Source organism: Microbulbifer echini, from assembly GCF_041447225.1.
GTDB lineage: Bacteria > Pseudomonadota > Gammaproteobacteria > Pseudomonadales > Cellvibrionaceae > Microbulbifer > Microbulbifer echini.
Genome location: NZ_JBGMEL010000008.1, coordinates 58,610 through 78,206, shown reverse-complemented (window position 1 = coordinate 78,206; position 19,597 = coordinate 58,610). Strand labels below are relative to the sequence as shown.

Sequence of the window (19,597 nt, the reverse complement as noted above, 5' to 3'; positions counted from 1 at the left end):
ATCCCCTCCGATCTATATCCCTCCTATCCTTTACATGGAAATTCCTTTCCGCCGTAGCCAGTAATGTCCTGCTGGTACCCGTTGACTCGGGATTGTGTACGGGGTGACTCAAGGTCAGGAGAAATAATGAGTAATAAGCGGAGTATGTTTGCGAGGGTGTATCCCTATATTTTTATACTGTTGCCGTATGTCCCAAACCATGTATTTGCCCAGGACTCTGGGCCAGCTAGTGTGATTACGGCAAAAGAGAATCAAGCCGTATTAAAAGCGCTGCCATTTGCCAATCAGCAAGACTTTGAAAATGTAAAGCGTGGATTTATTGCTCCGTTACCTGATGAGGGCGTGATCAAGAACAAGGAAGGAGAACCCGTCTGGAATCTTGAGGCCTTTCAGTTTGCGCGGGACAAGCCAGCACCAGACACCGCCAATCCAAGCCTGTGGCGCCAACTTCAGTTAAATTCGGAGGGGGGGCTTTATGAGGTCATTCCGAGAATTTATCAGGTGCGCAGTGCTGATCTCTCCAATATCACGTTTATTGAGGGGGATAGCGGGGTCATAGTAATGGACCCACTGATCTCTGCCGAGACAGCCAGGGTGGCACTGGACCTATACCGAGAACACCGGGGGAGTAAGCCGGTGGTTGCCGTGATCTATACCCACAGTCACGTGGATCATTATGGCGGTGTGCGCGGTGTGGTAAATGAGGAGGATGTAAAGTCTGGCAAGGTAAAAGTCATTGCGCCAAAGGATTTTTTAGTTGAGGCAGTGAGTGAGAATGTCTTTGCGGGTAACCATATGGCGCGACGCGCCAGTTTTATGTATGGGAATCTGATTCCCAAAGACCCAAAGGGTACTCTAGGTGCAGGACTCGGCCTGGAAACCTCCACGGGGACCGTTACCCTCATTGAGCCAACCGATACAATTATTAGAACAGGTGACAAGAGAAATATTGATGGCCTGTCATTTGAATTTTTAATGGCGCCTGGCTCCGAAGCCCCCGCAGAAATGCATTTTTATATTCCCGAGCTAAAGGCGCTGACCGCAGCCGAAAACGCGACGCACACTCTGCACAATCTTTATACTTTACGGGGCGCCAAGGTGCGCAACGCGCGGGACTGGTCCCGCTATCTTCATGAAACACTACAGCGCTGGGGAGATAAAGTAGAGGTGCTTTTTGCACCACACCACTGGCCCACTTGGGGGCAGGCTAACGTGATCAATCACCTAAAAAAGCAGCGCGATTTGTATAAATATCTGAACGATCAAACCTTGCGCCTGGCCAACCATGGTTACAACATGGTACAGACTGCTGAGCTCATGCAATTACCACCTGAGCTTTCACAATATTGGGCCAACCGTGGCTATTACGGCAGTGTTAATCATGATACCCGCGCGGTATGGAATTACTACCTTGGTTTTTTTGATGGAAATCCGGCGCGCCTATATCCGATGCCGCCCACAGCAGCCGGCAAGAAATACGTGGCGTATATGGGTGGTGCCGCAAACATCATTAAACAGGCTAAAAAAGATTTCGATGCTGGAGAGTACCGCTGGGTGGCGGAGGTATTGGATAAGCTGGTTTCCGCTGAACCCAATAACCGTGCGGCGCGGAATTTATTAGCGAATACCCTGGAGCAGCTGGGCTACCAGCAGGAAAATGGCACCTGGCGAAATTTTTTCTTAAGTGGTGCGATGGAATTACGCCATGGTATACAGCGATTACCCGTTCCCTTAACGGCCAGTGCCGATACTATCCGCAGTATGCCTATAACGTTAATTTTTGATTATCTGGGTATCCGCCTGAATGGGCCAAAAGCAACGGGTAGAAAAATCTCGATCAACATTACCTTGCCAGATATTGAGGAAGAATATGCCCTGACATTGGAAAATGCGGTTCTTAACTATGGCCCTCCCATTGATGATCCGCAAAGTAGTGTCACCATCAATCGCAGTGATCTTAACGATATCATTCTTGGCGTCGATAGTATTCAGGAAAAATTAGAGGCCGGCGCGGTGAAAATCTCAGGTGATGTTGGACAGCTGAAAACATTGCTCTCCTTAATGGATCATTTCGATTTTTGGTGGAATCTGGTTACCCCGCAGCCAATGGTTATAGACCCCAATGGAGGCGATTGATGATTACCATATCGTCAGAATTACGGATTGTGGTGGTGATCTAATCGGATATGCTTGATCAGCTATATACACGGATTATTACCATGGCAACAAAACAGTTAACCGAATTCCGTTAGTTCTTCAGCGTAATGCGGGAGTTCGATCATCAAAGTGACGCTGGCTCTTCGGTTTTATTTGGTGCTTTTTGATCCGGGAAGATATCTTGGGTCTTGCTGGAAGAAAATTTTAGTATCCCATCATTTATAGGCGTTTTTAATAAAATTTTGAAATCCTGTTCATAATTATTTAACAGGCGCCATGGGTATTTTTTTCCCTGGCGAGGTAGTACGCTATTTCCTCTTTTTACATAGCCGGAGTTCAGGCTGCCCATTACGGAGTTATCTTCACTACAGTCTTCATTATCTTCCGCCAGGCAAATATTGCAATGATGGTTGTCCATATGATTGAGCAAGCGACAAATATAGCGTGCGGAGATATCGGCTTTTAGGGTCCAGGGGGCATTGGTGTAACCAAATACCCAAGACATATTGGGGACCCCCTCCAGCAGAACGGCCTTATAAGTTAGCTTTTCACTGATATGAATTTTTTCGCCATCAACACAGAGCTGGATACCGCCAAGCACCTGTAAATTCAACCCCGTGGCAGTGATTATGATGTCTGCGTCGATTTTTTGACCGGATTTTAGATGGATTTCATTATGCCCAATAGTTTCAATCTCTGCCGTTTCTACTGAGGCTTTGCCCGATTTTATAGCTTTGAAAAGGTCGTTATTGGGGACTGCGCAAATACGTTGATCCCAGGGGTTATAGCTCGGGGTAAAATGGCTCATGTCAAAATCACGGGGCAAGCTCTTGCGAACTCCTCGTATGAATAACCTTCGCATAAATTTGGGCCAGCGCTGAGAGGCTTTAAAAAGCCAGCGTTGTATTTTAACGTTGCGCCAGCGAGCCAGTTTAAAGACCCAAGATTTTGGTAGGAACTTCAAAAGCCAGGCGGAGAGGTTGTCGAATGCTGGCACGGATATGACATAACTGGGCGAGCGCTGCAGCATTGTGACATGTGCGGCCCGGGTGGCCAGGGCAGGCACCAGGGTTACGGCAGTGGCACCACTGCCGATTACTACAATTTTCTTGTTTTGGTAATTCAGGTTTTCAGGCCAGTGCTGGGGATGAATGTAACTACCGCGGAACTGGCTTGCCCCAGGAAGTTTGGGCAGGTATCCCCGGTGATGATCGTAGTATCCCGTACAGGAAATCAGGAAGGTACAGCTATAACGGCGGGGCTCCCCAGTAACGGTATTACTTCCCTCTAGAACCCAATGAGATTTATGACTATTCCAGTTGGCCTTGTAGAGGTCGATGTTAAAGTGAATATCGTCGGTGATAGCGTACTCTTCCGCGGTATCATGGATATATTGGCGAATGGAGGGGCCATCCGCCAAAAGTTTGAGTCCTGGCCAGGGGCGAAAATCAAAACCAAAGCTGAACATATCCGAATCAGAACGTATACCGGGGTAGCGGAACAAATCCCAGGTGCCACCGATTTGAGTGCGACGTTCAAGGATGGCAATTTTCTTTGTTGGGCACTCGCGACGAAGGTGACAGGCCGCGCCGATTCCGGAGAGCCCGGCACCAATAATCAATACATCAAAGTGGAGCGGTTGCACAGTCATTACCCTCTTGGCATTTTCAGGGTTACTAGACTGCGTAGAAGCGCAGGCTTTTTATTGCTACATTGCGACAAAAAATTATCTTGAGGCGTCATTGGGCGCTCTGGAGGAGCAGTGGGTAGTGTTATACGAGCCAGTGTACTTACGGGGTATGGAGCACTGACCACAGAGTTGGGGGGGCATACCGCTAACTTCCTCTCTGAATTTAATATCCCAGGGGATATTGTCGTCTCAGATACCCGTCTGCTCCCCCATGTCGATGTGGCTCGCCTGTTGGAAGTTTCTGCCCAGCGGTTACAGTGCCCCGATTTCGCCCTTCGCCTCGCTGCGCGACAAGGAGTTGACCGGCTTGGGGGTATCGCTGTGATTGCTTGCAATTCTGCTTCCGCGCGGGAAGCGGTCGAGGCGGTGGCCCGGTTTATGTCGCTGCACAGCCCGGCGATACAGTTGCGTATTGAGCCCGTGTGTAACGGCCCCTATGAGCGGCTGGTTTTTGACCAGCTCGATCCGGCACTATCGCGCTTCTGCCAAATCCATGAGCAAACCCTGGGGAACACGCTGGCCATGCTACGTATGTTAATGGGGGAAAACGCCGCCCCGCAGAGGGTTTTAATACCCCATGCGGCTCTGGCTGAGCGCTCGGGTTACAGAGATTACTTTACCTGCCCAGTGGAATTTCTCTCTGGCTACTGTGCTATGGAGTTTCTCGCTGAGCATTTGGATGCCCGGCTCACCTCAGCTGACCCGGTAACTAAGCGGCTGGCTACAAATTACCTGGAGCAGCAATTGGTTTCGGCGGCGGTTTCCCTGAGCGCGCGGGTACGAGAGCTCATGCGGCAATTACTGCCGACTGGTCAATACCAAGTTGCAGTTATTGCCGCTCACCTGAGCTTGCATCCGCGCACTCTGCAGAGACGTTTGGCGTTGGAAGGGCTGCGCTTTGACACCTTATTGGATTGGGTGCGCAGGGAACTAGCAGCAGAATATTTATCGAACACAGGCCTAGCCCTGGGGCAGATAACCGGTCTGTTGGGCTATGCCGAGCAGAGTACCTTTCAGCGTGCTTGCAGACGTTGGTTTGCAGATACCCCGCGCAATTATCGGCGCCGGTTGGCACGAATTGAAAGTGTCGCGCAGCGGGGGGCGGTGCGCGCTGGTCAATAGTCTGTGGGTTCTACCTCCCCCGGTCGCCAGGTTTTTTTCAGCCAGGGCCCGAGGGGTCCGTAAAGACGCAGAATAACAAAAAAACCTTTATCGGGGATTGTCTCAAGCCAGTTGTGTTCCAAACCTTTAGGGGCCTTGGGGCCAAAAAAGATGTCATAGGAGCCATCGGGATTTTGCTTGATGCCCTTGCTTTGGCTACTGACAGAGGGGAACTTTTGGCTTGTCTTTAGTTGAGAGCGGGTTTGGCTGTCGTAGATATTGACGGCCCAGAACGCATTGACCGGTACTTCTGGTGGTAAGTGCAATTTGTACTTTTTAGATCCATCGAAAGGCTCTTTATTCTCATCGACAAAGGCGATGGCATAGTCGGACCCCTTGCCGGGTTCTATTGCGGTCATCGCCGGGCTAACACCGGTGTAGGGGTAGAAATAGCTGACGCGCGCATCGCTATTGATTGTCTTGCCATCGGCGCCATTGAAGAAAATATTCTTGCCGGGAAATGCCATTACCCAAGCACTGTCGGTACCGGGGTAGATCTTAATATCTGAGAGAGATTTGTCGGTGCGCGGATACCAGACAATCGAGCGAGCGATGCCGTTGCCGATGGCCACAGCGTCGGTAAGGATTTTGGTCATGCGTTCATCCGGGCTAAACGCCTTGCCTTTCTCAATCCCGATAGAGGCAAAAAGGCCGCGAGTTTCCGGGTTTAGCATGCCTATCCACTCATACTGAATGACTTCATTAAGATGTTTGTAGAACTCATAATTGTTGGGGTGAATGGTGTTGAATGCTTTTCCCGAGGCGCTAATAAAGACCATTCTGGGCGGATTCCCTTTTCTAGAAAGGGGGTAGATTCTGAGGTGGTCTTTTACGTTTTGAGCTGCGGCATCCAGAGGTTGATGACTCGGTGAGCGCATAAATACCCAGACGCGGTAGGAGCGGGGGTAGACCGGGAAATAACCAAAGGGCAGGTTGCCTTTATAGTCTGGGGGCAAAACCAGATATTTCCCTCCTCGTCCCTTGTCTGGACCGGGGTGGCCTATATCCTCCACATAGCGGAACCAGGCGTCGTTAAAGGCTCCGCTGACCTCTGGTGGCGCATGTAAGACTGTGGGGCCATCGCGCTTTAGGTCTAGGAAAGCAAGCGTGTAAATGGTGGAGGTGTTGCCGGTGAGAAATAGTGACTCTGCGCTCATTAATCGGTCAAAAATCAAAACCTCATTGACCGCTTTGGCACCTAATTCGCGCCCCCCTTTCATCAAGCCATGAACCGAAGCACCTTGGATGCCTTTTAAAAAACTATCAACCGCGCGCATCTGATCCAGATAGTCGTAGAGCTTTTCTGCGGTTTCTGGGTAGGGCGCGCCATCACGGAATTTCAGCAAACCGATACTGCTTTTCACCTCATCGGGTGTTTTTATAGATTCCACTGTTTTCTTACTCACATCAGCGCTTGAGCTAGGATGAGATAGTGCGAGAAAGAGTAAAATGATGAGAAAAATCAACCTCCAAAAATTACCGGGTACCGGAGGCTGTTGTAGTGGCGGTGATGGCCTGCTGTTCAACCTTAATTCCTCTCTATTAGGCCTTGCTTGCTGTCAATGGACCTTCAGGAAGGTTCCGATTTAGCCGGGTTTCAGTTTAGGGGTTCGCATGGCTAAGGATGAGCCTGCGTTGGTTAGTGATCAGTATAATAACGCGGCAAAAAGCGCCATTATTACCCTCGGTTGTGTAAGACCATGGTGTGTCGTTAGCCTTTACACTCTCTAAAGAAACTCGATGGTGACACTATTCCCTAGTTGGATTTATTCAGTTCAGTAGCCACCCAATATAGTTGCGGATGAAACTTTCTGAGTTGAGTCCGCAAGCTGCAAAATGAATTTTTCCGATACCTCTCAGGCCAAAAAATAATGGGGGTGTAAATATATTAGACCCCTTCCGCTGGCGCCTATCAGGGCGCCTATTTCCGCACCTTCCATAAGGCTATTAAAAGAAAATAGAGCAAATTGGGAGAGTGGCACTGTTGCATGAATCCTATCTACCAAGTTTCGCCTGTTATTCGCGAGAGAGTCCTGTGTAAATGGCAATAAATTTTCAAGGTGAGTACCAAGACAGCGATTTATTTTTATTAGTCAGTTGCGTAGCAAAATGTCAATTACAAATATGCTTTGTGTCAATTTTTCTTGGTGTGAGATAGTGCGCATAGTGACTGAGAACTGATGCCGCTCATGAAATAAGTTGCCTTAGTATTGAAAATAATTTGCAAAAGAATAATCAATTTGCTGTTTTCTGAGCGCTTTTAAAAATATGTTTCTCTCTGGTGCGCTCTAGTGAAATTATTTTCTCATGGTATGTCTTGTTCATTAATAATCAAAAGTCAACAATAAAAAATTATAGAAAATTATGACTTTTGTGAACTACAAGTACACGAATGAAAACTCCATCACAGGATTTTAAGATAATGCTTGTCATTATGGAGAGCTGACTTTATAAAATGATCGTGCCATGTAGGTGGCTCTTGTCACTTTTGAAGGGGGTGGATGAGAGTCACAGGATAAGTTTTAAAAAAAATAATTGGACTAACAATGTTCTCGCTTGCCGACCTGTTCGATGGGGTTGTTACTGGTTCTTGGCTTGGAAGCCTGGAAAATCTGACTGGGGAAAAATTGACGGCACAATGTTGTGGGAGGGCTCTATCACTCCTACAGCAGACCGATATTCAATTGGCCCATGGGGATAAAATTGTCATTAGAGCCCAGAACGATTTTTTTACTGTGGCGACAATGTTGTCCGCCTGGCACCTCGGTCTGGTGGTGGTCCCCATTAAGGGGGATGCTGGACAGGCGGCAGTGGAATCCATTGCCGCTGACTGCAATGCGAAGGCAATTGTGGAAGGTGAAAGTATTGCTTTACTGGAAACCTATCGCCCGCAGCAAAAATTGTTTGAGCTGCATACCGCATCCAGAGTGACTGGCGTTGATCTGGCCCTGATTATTTATACCTCGGGGAGTACCGGCAAGCCAAAGGGCATAATGCTCACACATCAAAACGTTCTTACCTCTCTGCAGTCGACCTCCGATTATTTGCGTCTGGATAGTGAGGACCGCATACTTTGCCTCTCACCTCTATCCTTTGATTACGGCCTGTATCAGGTCTTGTTTGCCCTTTTCAAGGATTGCACAACAATTCTTTACGATAAAACATTCAATCCTCTACATGTTTTAAAAGTAATATCTGAAATGAAAATTTCAGTACTGCCCATAGTCCCGGCAATGGGAGCTGCACTATCCAAGTTGCTATCGCTGGTAAAACCTGATCTTTCTCACTTACGGGCAATCACCAACACCGGCGGTCACTTGCCGGAGTACGTTATTCGCGCCTGGAAGCAGTACTGTCCCGCACTCAATGTCTTTGCAATGTATGGCCTTACCGAGTGTAAAAGGGCCCTTTATCTTGAGCCGGAGCTTTGGGAGCAGAAAATGGGTTCGGTGGGTAAGCCAATACCGGGATTGGATGTCCGCATTTTCCTATTAGACGAGTTGCAAAATACTTACCATGAGGCAAAAGCTAATGAAGTTGGTGAGCTTTTTGTACGTGGTTCAGGGGTTATGCAAGCTTATTATGACCCCAGTGCGAAAGGTGGTGCACAGATTATCAGCGGCCTTTATCGCGATGATAACTGGCTGGCGACTGGTGATTTATTCAGCCGAGATGATGAGGGCTTTTACTATTTCAAAGGTCGCTCTAAAGACCTGATTAAGCAAGCCGGTTTTTGCTTGTTCCCAAAAGACCTGGAAGGGGTGATTGATGCATGCCCTCTGGTTCATCTCAGTGCAGTTTTGGCGTCCAGTGACAGATATCAAAATGAAATTGCGGTATGTGTATTAGAGCTTCATGAAAATACGCCCGAGCATCAGCAGCAATTCAAAGCATGGCTGAAAGACAACCTGGATGCTGACTATACGCCGCGTGAAGTCAGGTTTGTCGAGGCGATAAAGTTGACAGCCAACAGTAAGATTGATAGGCAAAAGCTGCAGCAAGAGCTGGAGTTTTGAGCTGGTTGCGATAGGAAGTGTCGAGGTTCCTCGGTGAGTCGGCAACGCCAGGCCGGCTTTAAATAAAAAAAAGTGAGACCGGAAAGTCGTAAATACGGCTGAAATATTTGTGCCCTATAAGAATGATTATAAATTTCTCCAGGTGATACCATGAAAGCTTCCTTGGAAAAGCTTGTTGCCCAGCTTAATGAGCAAAGGCGACACTTTTCAACACCTTGTTATATTTACTCCCTAAAGGATGTAGCCAACAACTACCGAAAACTCAAGGATAGCTTGGGGACATCCCTGATTTATTCTCTCAAGGCTAATAGCTGCCTCGATCTTATTGTGCGTAGTGGCCATGTATTTGAAGACGGCATTGAAATCGCTTCTATTGGTGAGTTGAATCTTCTCCCCAGAGGAGAGAGTCCTCGCTATATCAACAATCCATCTGCCGATAAGAGTTTTTTGCGGGCAGCGATTGCCAGTAAATGTACCTTGGTCATCGATAACCTTTCCCAGCTGGAAATTGTGAAAGAATTCCAGGGGAAACGCCCCATTAATCCTCTGATACTTCGTCTTAATCCCAGTACTCTGGATCAATTTGAAGAATCCACGACAGTGACGAAAAAAGACCACTTTGGCTTGGGGTGGGGTGATGTGGAATCTGCTTTGGCATTTTGCAAAGAGAACGATTTGAAGGTCGGCGGATTTCATGTGTTCCGCGGATCATATAATTTTAGCAAGCTAGCCAACAGCACAGCGCAAGCTGCTCTACAAATAGTTCATAAGTTTGAAAGCGCACTTGGATACCCAATCGGATTAGTTAATCTGGGTGGCGGCTTTGATCTGAATTGGGAAAGTCATGAGTTTGACTTTGAGCATTATCGGAATCTACTCGGTGAATTCCCTTCGCATATACAGATTGCCCATGAAAGTGGCCGAGCTCTCATGGCAAGTGCTGGATATTTTGTGACCGAAGTTCGCTATGTGAAATCCATTGAGGGGCAGCAGTATGGGGTTTGTGATGGTGGCATGGCTCAAAATTTCCTCTTGGCAAAAACAGAAAGTACATTTAAACGCTACAGCCAGCCTTTGATTTTACGTGAAGGTAGAGTGCTGGAAGGTGATAGCAAGCCACAAAATTGCTTACTGGTGGGAACTTCCTGCAACAAGGAAGATATTATTGGTGAGACAAAAGGCGTGGCCTTACAGCCTGGTGATCTCGTTATATTTAGTAATTGCGGAGCCTACAATGCGAGCTATACCGTTGCTCCATTTTTGAGTTTGCCTTCTGCCAAATCTTATCTAATGGAGTAGCTTATGGAACTGCAAACTATTGCTGGCGGCTTTGTCGTCAGCCAGCTTTCTTCACTTTCGCCTGTGCCGGCTTCTCTGAAGACTCTATTGGAGAGAGCCTGTGTACGTCTGTTTGATGCATCAATGATTATTGAGGATCCCTTGACAAAGTTGGCTCCTCTTCGGGAACCATCGGTTAAGCAGCCTCTAGAGCAATTTGAGCAGACATTTGTTATCGATCAAATCATTGACCAGGTACGTGATCATGGGCTGGCGGATCACTTCCATGAAATGATCGGGCTCTTTGGTTCTATCATGATGAGCCTGACTGCAACTGAAACACAGTTGGCACAGGTGAATGACTGGGTGGAGCAGGGAATTTTTGGCCATTTCCTAATGACCGATCCTGGTGGCCCCAGCTTGCAGAGTTGGAAGACCGAGCTGCAAGGTAGTGATGAAGAGATGCAGCTTGTTGTTAATAAAGTCCATGGTATTGAGGCACATAAACTGGGATTTGCCATGGTGGTTGCCAAACAGGCGGCGCGTCCATTTCCAATGACCATAATGTTGCCCCCAGAGCTTTGTACCGAGTTAAAACAGACTCCCGTCGGTGAGTCTTTCTTGGATGGCAAGCTGCAACTTGGTAATTGCCGTGGCAGTGTCACTGTGAGCAAAGACATGCTATTGAGTAAGGGCGGTCTTGGGAGTGTCAATCGATTCCTGACACTAGTTCGTCCCCGCTTCGTGAAATCCCTGATGCACTTTGTGCTCTGGTTGAAGGATCGGGGTGAAGTAGAGCTATCCATTACCGATCAGGAGCATATCGAGTATCTGATTTGCCTATGCAACGAGCAGGCGTCAGCAACAGTCTTTTCTATGCATAGTGTAAATAGGGTTTTGGCAACGAAGTTTGCCAGTAATGAACTGCTTTTAGATTTAGTATCATCAGGAAAGGTTAAAAATACAGCGTGTCAGCGTGATTTACTGGCATTCACTAAAATGGAGGGAAGCTCCTACCGCTGCTTATTCGAGATCTACAGTAAGGCGAAAGGGCATCGGGTATGAGTTTGTATTTAAAATCTGCAGCCTTTACGCCGATCGAAAATATTAACATCATAAGGAATGTGAATCTTCAATATGCCTTTGCTCAAATTGGCAAGATCATATCTGATCAGAGCCATAGAGTCCTTGAAGGTATTTCGTTGGAATCAAAGAATAAGATTAGCCGACACTTTCTCTGCTCCACAATGATTGAGTTACCTTTCACGACTGGAGCAATCACCGTGCGTGATTTGAATCCGGTTGAAAAGGGGCGGGGCGTTCCCGTTACTAGCTTTATTAACACCTATGAATGTGCCTCATGGGGTTATAGTCTTCGTTATTACTTAAAGCAAAATCCCGGTGCCCGCTATGTAATGGTTAGCATACTGGATGCCAATGTGCTCGATTTAAGCTTTTGGCAACGCAATGAAAACTGGGGGAAAAGCGGCTTTGGCCTTTGCACTTTACTTCTGGAGGTGGAGTCATTTCAATCAAGTGATATCAGCGCAGGTTGTACCGTTACCTATAACACTACCCCTGAGTTTGCGACGATTATTCGCAAAATGGCCAGTAGTAGGGAAGATCTCACTTTGTCGCTACCCTTCTTTCCAGAAAATATTCGGCAGATATTCACCAAGCTACTCAAGGGCTTTGACCAGCTTCCTGATCTCCATGATAGATGGGGACATTGTTTCGGTAGCGACCCCTGGTTGAATATTATTCAACACGGTGTTGATGGAAGATTTGATCGGCGTGAGAAGTTATTGGCATGTTCAATCGCTCTAAATGGCTATTACTGTACTGCAGAAGTAAATATTGACCGGGACAGCGTCTTTTATTTGGCGGAGGCGGCATGAGTAAAGTGATTGAACTTTCTACAAGACTGCTTCGTAACCCCTATCCCAAGCAGCCCAAGCCTTGTGTCGCACAAATACTACCGCTGGAAGGTGAATCTGACTTCCTAGCTATCTCTCAATTGCCAGTGGGTAAAACACCGGTACTCTTGAGCTTTTCTGAGCATTATCAGCTTTTGGTTGAGTTATTGGAGTGTGTTGATAGCGCTGGCCTGGAGATTGATACGATCTTATTGCGAATGCAGATGCCTGCTGGTGGAAGAATGCCAAAGCAGTTTTTACAGGATCGGGTTTTAATGTTGCAGGGTGTACACGAGGAAGAGTTGATCTTGCATCAGCAAGGAACTTCCTATTTGGTGATCGAAGACACCCTGATCCGCCATCCGCTGGAGTCTGGTTCCAATAGCCTGCGGCTGCGAATATGCTGTGCTGCAGACTGTAATTATTTTATTTCACGGATTTCTGAAAAATTACTGCAGTTGGGTTTTGATTCTATTGAAAAAATGGTCAGGGAAAGGACCGCATAGCCATGTATATTAGAAGCCTCTGGGTAGATCATAATGGTGAGACAAAGCAATTATTGCGCGCCCTAAATCAATATTTGTTGGGGTTAATTCAACTTCCTGAGCTTGTCTACGTAGTTTCTGCCGGGGAGGCTAATGTACTTCTGGAAAGACCGGTTGTTGAGTTCCTCGCTCAGTTGGAACAGGCCGGACACAATATTCAATTTGTCGGTAGTGCCTGTACCAGTTTTCATGCGGCAATTCTCAGTTATTCCATGCAGCCGGAAGATGATGCTCTCGTCATTAATCTGGAGCTTGGCAAAGATCGGCAGCAGGAGTGCCTGGATGCTTTGGGTATTGGTGTAAAGTCGGGGCAAGATGGATTGGATGTGATCACAGGCGTGGCAGTCACCTGGTTGAGCAAACAATACCATGCGCAAAGTCTCTGCCAAATTTCTAGCTGCGACATTTTATCTCAGGCGCCTTCGCTCAGTGGGGCCCATGAGTTAGTTCAAAATCTTAAGAAATTAATTTCCACCAATTCTAGTCGTACATCTAAGGTTGCCTCTTTTGATATTAAGTCTCGGTGGGCTAAGGGATTGCTAAAGGGATTTTCCCAAGAAGAAAAATCTCAGTGGCTACCCAGTATTGAGAATGATGGATTTCACTACCTCAGTATAAAACCTCTTGGTGAGATTCAGGCCTATTGTCTCAATCTTGGCGTAGAGGATCTCTGGCTTCTTACACTGGGCGGCGGTGGTCGGGCGGGGTGCATTAGGGTTCAAAAAGCGTTGAAACCTGAAGAGCAGCTGCTCTCTCGGTTAGTTCATACGGAGACTCTCTCTCTTGAAAATGCGTACAATAAATTTACCGCTGCGCAACATATCGGCGATGCGCTTGGTCAGGATTACCTCCCCCATGTGCGCAATGCGCTGATCTATCCCCAGAAAAAATATAGGGGAAGACACAATCAAACATTTCACTGGGTGCTGGGTTCCGGCAGCTGGCGATCACTCTTGGAAAATCAAGGAGCCAAGCATGGGTAGAAATATTTATAAGTCAGACCTACGGGAATTTAAATTCCTGATTGAAGACCAGTTCTATCAAACCAAGGCACTTTTTGAGCATTCTCTTTATAGCGAGCATTCTGCAGAAAACTTGAGTGATTTACTTCAAAAAGCGAAAAAATTTGCCTGTGAGGTACTTGGACCAGGTTATCAAGAAGCTGATGAGCAAGGCTGTCAACTGGTGGATGGCAAAGTGCAGTTGCCGGCATCTTTCCCTGAGATGTGGAGCCGCTTTAAGGAAGAGTGGGGGGATTTGGCCTCTACTGACGGTGAGCAACACTCTGAGCTGCCTCCGTTCATAATGCAGATGCTTCTGGAAATGTTTATGGGAGCTAATCCCAGCTTTATGACTTATGGTGGCTTTTGTCTACCCTCATCCACTTTAGTGGAGAAGTATGGTAGCGAAATACAAAAGTTTCTGTTTAAAGAGAAGTTGGCCCGGTCGGAATGGACCTCATGCCTGTGTTTGACTGAGCCGCAGGCAGGAAGTGATGTTTCCCTAGTTGATACCAAGGCTTCCAGGCAAGAAGATGGCACCTACCTACTTACTGGCGAGAAATACCTGATCAGTGCTGGAATGCACGATCTCACCGAAAACACCTTATATTTTGTCATGGGAAGGGGGGAGAAAAGTGGATCGGGTACTTACGGTTTGTCCTGTTTCATAGTACCCAAATATTGGGTTGAGGAAGATGGCAGCCTTGGCGAATTTAACCAGGTCGAATGTCTTTCTCTCGCCGATAAGATGGGCTTTAAGGGGTGTGCTAATACCCACCTGAGTTTCGGTAAGAATGGTCCGTGCCGGGCTTACTTATTAGGGGATCGGGAAAATGTGGGCCTATTGCAGTTCTTAACACTAATGAACCAAGCGCGAATTAGCACCGGAGTTTACGCGTTAGGAATGGCTTCTTCCGCTTACTACAACGCACTTGCCTACGCTAGTAAGCGTTTGCAAGGGAAGCGTTTTCACGAGAGTTTCAGTGCGACTGCCAGCAGGGTCAATATTGTTGAACACGTGGATGTTCAACGTATGTTGCTGGAGATGAAATCCAAAGTTGAGGGTTGTCGCGCATTGATCGCAAAATTGACTCTCTCGGAGAGCTTTCTCAAAACTTTTGAAGGGCAGGCGGACAAGAAAGCTGAGGCTACCCATCATCAGGGTCTGGTTAACCTGCTGACTCCGGTGGTTAAGGCGTATGTTAGTGATCAGGCTTGGAGAGTTTGTGAGTTGGCTATTCAGACCTGTGGTGGCCAGGGGTATCTGAAAGAACTGGGTATTGAGCAGTATGCTCGGGATGTTAAGGTTCTTGCGATTTGGGAGGGAACCAATTATATCCAGAGTCAAGACCTTATTCGAGATAAGCTGGGACTTGGGAATTCCAGTAAACTATTCCAGATTTATAAAAATGAAATCGAAGCATTTATTGCTAAGGCTGCGGACTACCCAACATTCAAAGGCGAATTCAAGGGTTTGCAAGAATCTTTTGAGCATCTAGAAATTGTTCTGAAAGCTGTGCATGTTTGGGTAAGAACAAAGGAAATGTTCAAGATACCTGCCTATAGCACCCGCATACTGCATATGATGGGCGATATTACTCTTGCCTGGCTATTATTGGAGGCGGCCTGTAGCGCTTCCAATCGATTGAGTCAAGGTGAGGCTGATACTGATTTCTTTGAGTCGAAAATTTTGAGTGCCAAGTTCTTTATCCGTAATGAGCTGCCTCGGACCAGAATGGTAATGGAAATTATCCAGGATCCTGATTCATTCTGTTCGGTGGATTCTTCTGTTTGGAATTCTCTTCTCAACGAGGTTGAATCATTGTGATGGGGGCAATAGAAGAAATACAACAAGAGTATGATGTTGTCATTATTGGTGGTGGTTGGGCCGGATTGACGCTAGCCCGGCAGATTAGGCGCGGTAGTCAGGCGGTTTCAATCCTTGTTGTGGAAGCTAGCGAGAGCTTTCGGGGAAAAGTGGGAGAAGCTACCGTCGAGATGACTGGCCATTACTTTATGAAGCAGCTTGGCCTGGTTAATTACCTATACAGAAACCACCTTCCCAAAAATGGTTTGCGCTTTTTCTATGATACGCCCGATCACAGCCTGTCGCTCGCAGAGATGAGTGAGCATGGAACAACCAGTATTCCGCCTCATCCCGCATTCCAGTTGGATAGGGCGCGTCTGGAGGCGGATCTGGTTGAAATGAACCGTGAAGACGGTATCGAAGTTGTAATGGGGGTAAAAGCAAAGTCCCTAAAGATCGGCTCTGCTGATCATCACCACACCATTCAGCTGTCTGCCGGTGAGCGCAATACGGAAATCAGTGCGCGTTGGTTGGTTGACTGTAGTGGACGTAACCGGTTTGCTAAGAAGCACAAGAAGCTAACTCGTCAGGAAAATGTGCCTGAGCACTTCTCTGCCTGGGGCCGCTTTAAAAATATCCAGGATATCGACGCCATGGGCGATGAGGCCTGGAGAAGTCGCGCCTTTGGACGCTTCCTATCTACGAATCACTTCTCTGGTGAAGGGTATTGGGTTTGGTTTATCCCCTTGAGTGGTGGCTATACCAGTGTGGGTATCGTGGGTGAAAAAGACAAATTTGAGAAACTGCCCACCAAACGCGATAGTTTTCTGAATTTCCTGATGGAATATCGGGCAATTGCAGAGTTGCTGGAGGGTGCGGAGCTTGTCGATTTTGAAGCTTGGGGCCAGCTTGCCTACCGGGCGGACGAATTTATATTCCCTGATCGCTGGGCTACCTCGGGCTTTGCCTCTATGTTTCTTGATCCGCTTTTTAGTGGCGGTGGCGATATGATCGCTCTTTTTAATGATCATATTAGCAAGTATATTCTCGCGGATCTAAAGGCATCTGATCGAGCCTGTGCACAGCAAATGCTGGATCAGCAATTACCAGTTGCAAACCAGACAGTAAAAGAGTTTTACCAAGGCCTCTATGCGCATGTGGCCAATGTGTATCCTGTTATCGATTGCGGAGAACTCTGCTCGCCTTTGCTCGCTTATAATACAGCCGCTTATTTCTTGGAAATTGCTTGGGACTATATGTCTGGCAATTACCTGAATCAGGATTATTGGTTACGTAAAAGCTACCTGCGCCGGGGCTATATGGCGCTTGAACTTATACTGCAAAAACAATTGATAGACACCGCGGAAGTACTCAAATCAGAGGGCCGCTACTTTCGCCGAAATGCTGAAGGATTTTTCGAGTCCGGAGCGGATCATTACAAATATTTTGTGTACTTAATGGGAACCGCTGGCAAGGATGGATGGCGTATTGATTTAAGGGTCAAGCTCTGGGTTGAGATGTTCCTTAAAGTGATAGAAGCTAAGTTAGACCTGCCAATGCTCGCTAATAGAATGGTAGTACAGCAGAGTATTTTATTACCGGATCTCCTTGAGAAACCCAATTTTAATAGTGAGGATAAAGATTGGCTTCTGAATAAAATCTCGGCCAAATTATCCGAACTGCTCTCTGATGAAACTGAATCGCCAGTGCAGGTCACGGTAACTGAAGATTCCTTCCGAACCGACCTGGTAGAAGTGATAAATCCGTCCGGTGACCTTACTCACACTGAGCTTGAAAAACTGGCGAAGAAAGCCAAGTCTCTTTGGAGTCAAACCCAGGAGTACATTGCTATGCCAAGCATGGTGCCGGTATTTTTGGCATTTGCGCGCAATCAGCCCGATAGCATTATGGACTCCGTGATCGACCAAAGAAAGCTACAGAGCAGGGAACATCAAGTCTCTGAAAATCGTGTTGTGGAGGCTGTGTGATTCAGGAATTCTTCAAGGCTCGGGATGGTAAGAGTCTGGCGTTTCGCTGGATGCCGGCTGATGATACTGAGACTGCACTTATTTGTATGCACGGCAGTACTTTTAGTAGCCAGTGGTATTTAATGTTTGGACGAATGCTACACAGACAGGGTGTGACTATCTGCTTGCCCGATTGGCGTGGGCACGGCAAGAGTGAGGGGCGCCCCGGAGACCTGGACTACCCCGATCAATTACAGGACGACCTACACGATTTGATTAGGCATCTCAAGGAGAGGGGTGTGTGCCGCTTTGTGCTTGGCGGTCACAGTGCGGGCTCTCTAGCATCTCTGCGATATCTTGGGATTTACGGTACTACGGACATTGTAGGTTTTTTTGCGATTGCTCCGCCATTGACCCAAGCCGAAGAAACTCGGAAGTACGATATTGCTACCTCTGGGATTGAGTACTTTATTCGCTATTTTCGTAAAAGGCGGCACACCCGACCGATGGCTGGGCCCGAGCAACAAAACCTGCCTAAGATAAACCTTTGGAAGTATTGGTTAGCAATGCTTTTTCCTGTTTTCAGGCGAATGCCAGTGCTGAGTTTCCCTCCTGTTGGGTCGGCTGCGGGCAATCAGGGTCGGGTTTTGGACTGCAGTTTTAATCTGCTCAGTGCTTATACTATCAAGCGATATACCGACTTGTTTGCCAGCCTCGACATCCCATGTCATATCACAGTAGGTGAGCATGACGAAGTGGTCGATGCACATATTTTGTATACAGTGATGAATTGGTATGTCTCTCCACGGGTAGAGTCCTATTTAACAGAAATTCCGAAAGCTACACATATGTCGGCTATTTCGGCATCGGTGAAGCCAATTTCCGGTTGGTTAGAGAAGGTGGTAGTACGCCAGTTGGAGGTGACCCCGTGAAAAAAATGGTTTACCAAATCCCGGGCGTGAAGCCGATGCCGTTAGCAGTAGGTGCGGAATTATACCTAGAAGAGCTTTACCGCTTCGAAAATAAGAAGTCGATGGTTTCTTCGAGTGAGACACCTTCAAGTGTTATCCAGCGAATAGATCGCAATAGTTTTCATATTCGGCTCGACGATTCATTTAGGTTGCCTCTTTACCATTTCTTGGTGAACGATCGGCTTTTTATTGGAAAAAATTTACCTCCTTTCTTGGCAGTGGGCGCTGATAAAATTGACCCTCACTATTTAATTGAGTTGGAATATTTCGGCTTCTCTATTGAGAGAAAAAGCCTATTGAAAGACGTGAAGATGCTTTTTCCGGCTGATGACGTAGTGATTTCAGCGCAAGAGTTGATATGGCTGGATGATGATTTGCTAAAGCATCCAGGTTTAAAGGCGTCTTTGGTGAAGCCGCAAAGCCAGGGAGAATCTCTCTACAATCTTCTGCCCGCAGTGGCTACAAGCCTATTTTCTCCTTTCGATCATGTATTTTACGCTCAGTTTTCTCAGCAAATTATAGCGTGTGAAGACCCTATTCTTGAGGTGGGCAAACAGAGCCTGCCAAAGAATTTTGGATTTGGCCTGAACAGAGCGGATGTCTTCAATGGTGCGCATAAGTCAGGAGTGGTTGAAGGCATTAACCTGAAAACCCATGTGAGTAAGATAAAAAGGGAGCTTGAGACTGGTTGGGAGGCTACAGGGCGCGAGCAAAGCCTGGAGACCTATCTGGCGGAAGGCTTCTATTACCCGTTTACTCTGTTTCAACTGAATATTTTAGCGGCTGAAGCAGGTAAGGAAGTCAGACTTGTTGATTCTGAAGTTCAGAGGGATACAGCTGATGCGATTTTTACTATGGATGATGATCCCATAGTCAATGTTTATGAGTCTTTTCAGAGGGTGTTTTTTTATGGAAACCAGTGGCTTTCACGGGTCTGGTTTTTTATTCCACCCATGATTAGCGCCAAGATCATTAAACGGCAATATAAGTATTCCTCAGGTGAGCAGCATATTTGTATCTATGCTTTGACCCTGGATTATTTGTTGCGATTTTATCCTTTAAAAGTTGGTAATGTTACTGGAGATTAG

The 19,597-nt window shown here is 47.1% G+C and carries 15 protein-coding genes; 12 read left to right on the top strand and 3 right to left on the bottom strand.

The window, feature by feature from the left end; all coding sequences use genetic code 11:
- Positions 1-126: 126 nt before the first annotated feature.
- Positions 127-2,136, top strand: a complete 2,010-nt coding sequence (locus ACCI51_RS09690; RefSeq protein WP_371843420.1) for an alkyl/aryl-sulfatase — start codon at positions 127-129, stop codon at positions 2,134-2,136.
- Between the two features lie 145 nt (positions 2,137-2,281).
- Here the strand turns inward: ACCI51_RS09690 and ACCI51_RS09685 are convergent, their stop codons facing one another.
- Entirely contained in the window at positions 2,282-3,808 is a 1,527-nt protein-coding gene (locus ACCI51_RS09685; RefSeq protein ID WP_371843419.1) for a flavin-containing monooxygenase, read from the bottom strand.
- A 111-nt stretch (positions 3,809-3,919) separates the two neighbouring features.
- Between ACCI51_RS09685 and ACCI51_RS09680 the strand changes: the two genes are divergently transcribed.
- On the top strand, positions 3,920-4,969 hold the full coding sequence (locus ACCI51_RS09680; RefSeq protein WP_299587606.1) for an AraC family transcriptional regulator: 1,050 nt from the start codon (positions 3,920-3,922) through the stop codon (positions 4,967-4,969).
- Here the strand turns inward: ACCI51_RS09680 and ACCI51_RS09675 are convergent.
- Entirely contained in the window at positions 4,963-6,414 is a 1,452-nt protein-coding gene (locus ACCI51_RS09675) for a DUF1254 domain-containing protein (protein WP_299587608.1), read from the bottom strand. The two genes, ACCI51_RS09680 and ACCI51_RS09675, sit on opposite strands and share 7 nt — an antisense overlap.
- A 1,140-nt stretch (positions 6,415-7,554) precedes the next feature.
- Between ACCI51_RS09675 and ACCI51_RS09670 the strand changes: the two genes are divergently transcribed.
- From ACCI51_RS09670 to ACCI51_RS09650, 5 genes are all read left to right on the top strand, one after another.
- Entirely contained in the window at positions 7,555-9,024 is a 1,470-nt protein-coding gene (locus ACCI51_RS09670) for a class I adenylate-forming enzyme family protein (protein ID WP_299587610.1), read from the top strand.
- Between the two features lie 150 nt (positions 9,025-9,174).
- Positions 9,175-10,323: a type III PLP-dependent enzyme domain-containing protein gene (locus ACCI51_RS09665; RefSeq protein WP_299587612.1), complete on the top strand. Its 1,149-nt coding sequence runs from the start codon at positions 9,175-9,177 to the stop codon at positions 10,321-10,323.
- A gap of 3 nt (positions 10,324-10,326) precedes the next feature.
- Entirely contained in the window at positions 10,327-11,367 is a 1,041-nt protein-coding gene (locus tag ACCI51_RS09660) for a hypothetical protein (protein ID WP_299587614.1), read from the top strand.
- Positions 11,364-12,200, top strand: coding sequence for a hypothetical protein (locus ACCI51_RS09655; protein WP_299587616.1), 837 nt, complete (start codon positions 11,364-11,366; stop codon positions 12,198-12,200). The genes ACCI51_RS09660 and ACCI51_RS09655 overlap by 4 nt, the downstream gene beginning before the upstream one ends.
- Complete coding sequence (locus tag ACCI51_RS09650; protein ID WP_371843418.1) at positions 12,197-12,724, top strand: hypothetical protein; 528 nt, start codon at positions 12,197-12,199, stop codon at positions 12,722-12,724. Before ACCI51_RS09655 ends, ACCI51_RS09650 begins: the two co-directional genes overlap by 4 nt.
- An 83-nt stretch (positions 12,725-12,807) precedes the next feature.
- Here ACCI51_RS09650 and ACCI51_RS09645 read toward each other — a convergent pair whose 3' ends face one another.
- Entirely contained in the window at positions 12,808-12,954 is a 147-nt protein-coding gene (locus ACCI51_RS09645; protein ID WP_299587620.1) for a hypothetical protein, read from the bottom strand.
- A 21-nt stretch (positions 12,955-12,975) separates the two neighbouring features.
- Here ACCI51_RS09645 and ACCI51_RS09640 point away from each other — a divergent pair, with 21 nt between their 5' ends.
- The 5 genes from ACCI51_RS09640 to ACCI51_RS09620 are packed head-to-tail and all read left to right on the top strand — an operon-like array spanning position 12,976 to position 19,597.
- Positions 12,976-13,746: a hypothetical protein gene (locus ACCI51_RS09640; protein ID WP_299587622.1), complete on the top strand. Its 771-nt coding sequence runs from the start codon at positions 12,976-12,978 to the stop codon at positions 13,744-13,746.
- Positions 13,739-15,592: an acyl-CoA dehydrogenase gene (locus ACCI51_RS09635; RefSeq protein WP_371843417.1), complete on the top strand. Its 1,854-nt coding sequence runs from the start codon at positions 13,739-13,741 to the stop codon at positions 15,590-15,592. The genes ACCI51_RS09640 and ACCI51_RS09635 overlap by 8 nt, the downstream gene beginning before the upstream one ends.
- Complete coding sequence (locus ACCI51_RS09630) at positions 15,592-17,559, top strand: NAD(P)/FAD-dependent oxidoreductase (RefSeq protein WP_371843493.1); 1,968 nt, start codon at positions 15,592-15,594, stop codon at positions 17,557-17,559. The genes ACCI51_RS09635 and ACCI51_RS09630 overlap by 1 nt, the downstream gene beginning before the upstream one ends.
- Positions 17,556-18,470 (top strand): alpha/beta hydrolase, encoded by a 915-nt coding sequence (locus ACCI51_RS09625; protein WP_299587628.1) that lies wholly within the window; start codon positions 17,556-17,558, stop codon positions 18,468-18,470. The genes ACCI51_RS09630 and ACCI51_RS09625 overlap by 4 nt, the downstream gene beginning before the upstream one ends.
- A complete protein-coding gene (locus ACCI51_RS09620) occupies positions 18,467-19,597 on the top strand; it encodes a hypothetical protein (protein ID WP_371843416.1) in 1,131 nt (376 codons plus the stop codon). Before ACCI51_RS09625 ends, ACCI51_RS09620 begins: the two co-directional genes overlap by 4 nt.

Bases quoted from the DNA above. Each gene is read 5' to 3' on its own strand.
- ACCI51_RS09635 (WP_371843417.1), top strand. From the start codon at position 13,739: ATGGGTAGAAATATTTATAAGTCAGACCTACGGGAATTTAAATTCCTG.
- ACCI51_RS09645 (WP_299587620.1), bottom strand. From the start codon at position 12,954: ATGAAAACTGGTACAGGCACTACCGACAAATTGAATATTGTGTCCGGC.
- ACCI51_RS09670 (WP_299587610.1), top strand. From the start codon at position 7,555: ATGTTCTCGCTTGCCGACCTGTTCGATGGGGTTGTTACTGGTTCTTGG.
- ACCI51_RS09685 (WP_371843419.1), bottom strand. From the start codon at position 3,808: ATGACTGTGCAACCGCTCCACTTTGATGTATTGATTATTGGTGCCGGG.
- ACCI51_RS09665 (WP_299587612.1), top strand. From the start codon at position 9,175: ATGAAAGCTTCCTTGGAAAAGCTTGTTGCCCAGCTTAATGAGCAAAGG.
- ACCI51_RS09655 (WP_299587616.1), top strand. From the start codon at position 11,364: ATGAGTTTGTATTTAAAATCTGCAGCCTTTACGCCGATCGAAAATATT.
- ACCI51_RS09640 (WP_299587622.1), top strand. From the start codon at position 12,976: ATGCAGCCGGAAGATGATGCTCTCGTCATTAATCTGGAGCTTGGCAAA.
- ACCI51_RS09630 (WP_371843493.1), top strand. From the start codon at position 15,592: ATGGGGGCAATAGAAGAAATACAACAAGAGTATGATGTTGTCATTATT.
- ACCI51_RS09660 (WP_299587614.1), top strand. From the start codon at position 10,327: ATGGAACTGCAAACTATTGCTGGCGGCTTTGTCGTCAGCCAGCTTTCT.
- ACCI51_RS09650 (WP_371843418.1), top strand. From the start codon at position 12,197: ATGAGTAAAGTGATTGAACTTTCTACAAGACTGCTTCGTAACCCCTAT.
- ACCI51_RS09690 (WP_371843420.1), top strand. From the start codon at position 127: ATGAGTAATAAGCGGAGTATGTTTGCGAGGGTGTATCCCTATATTTTT.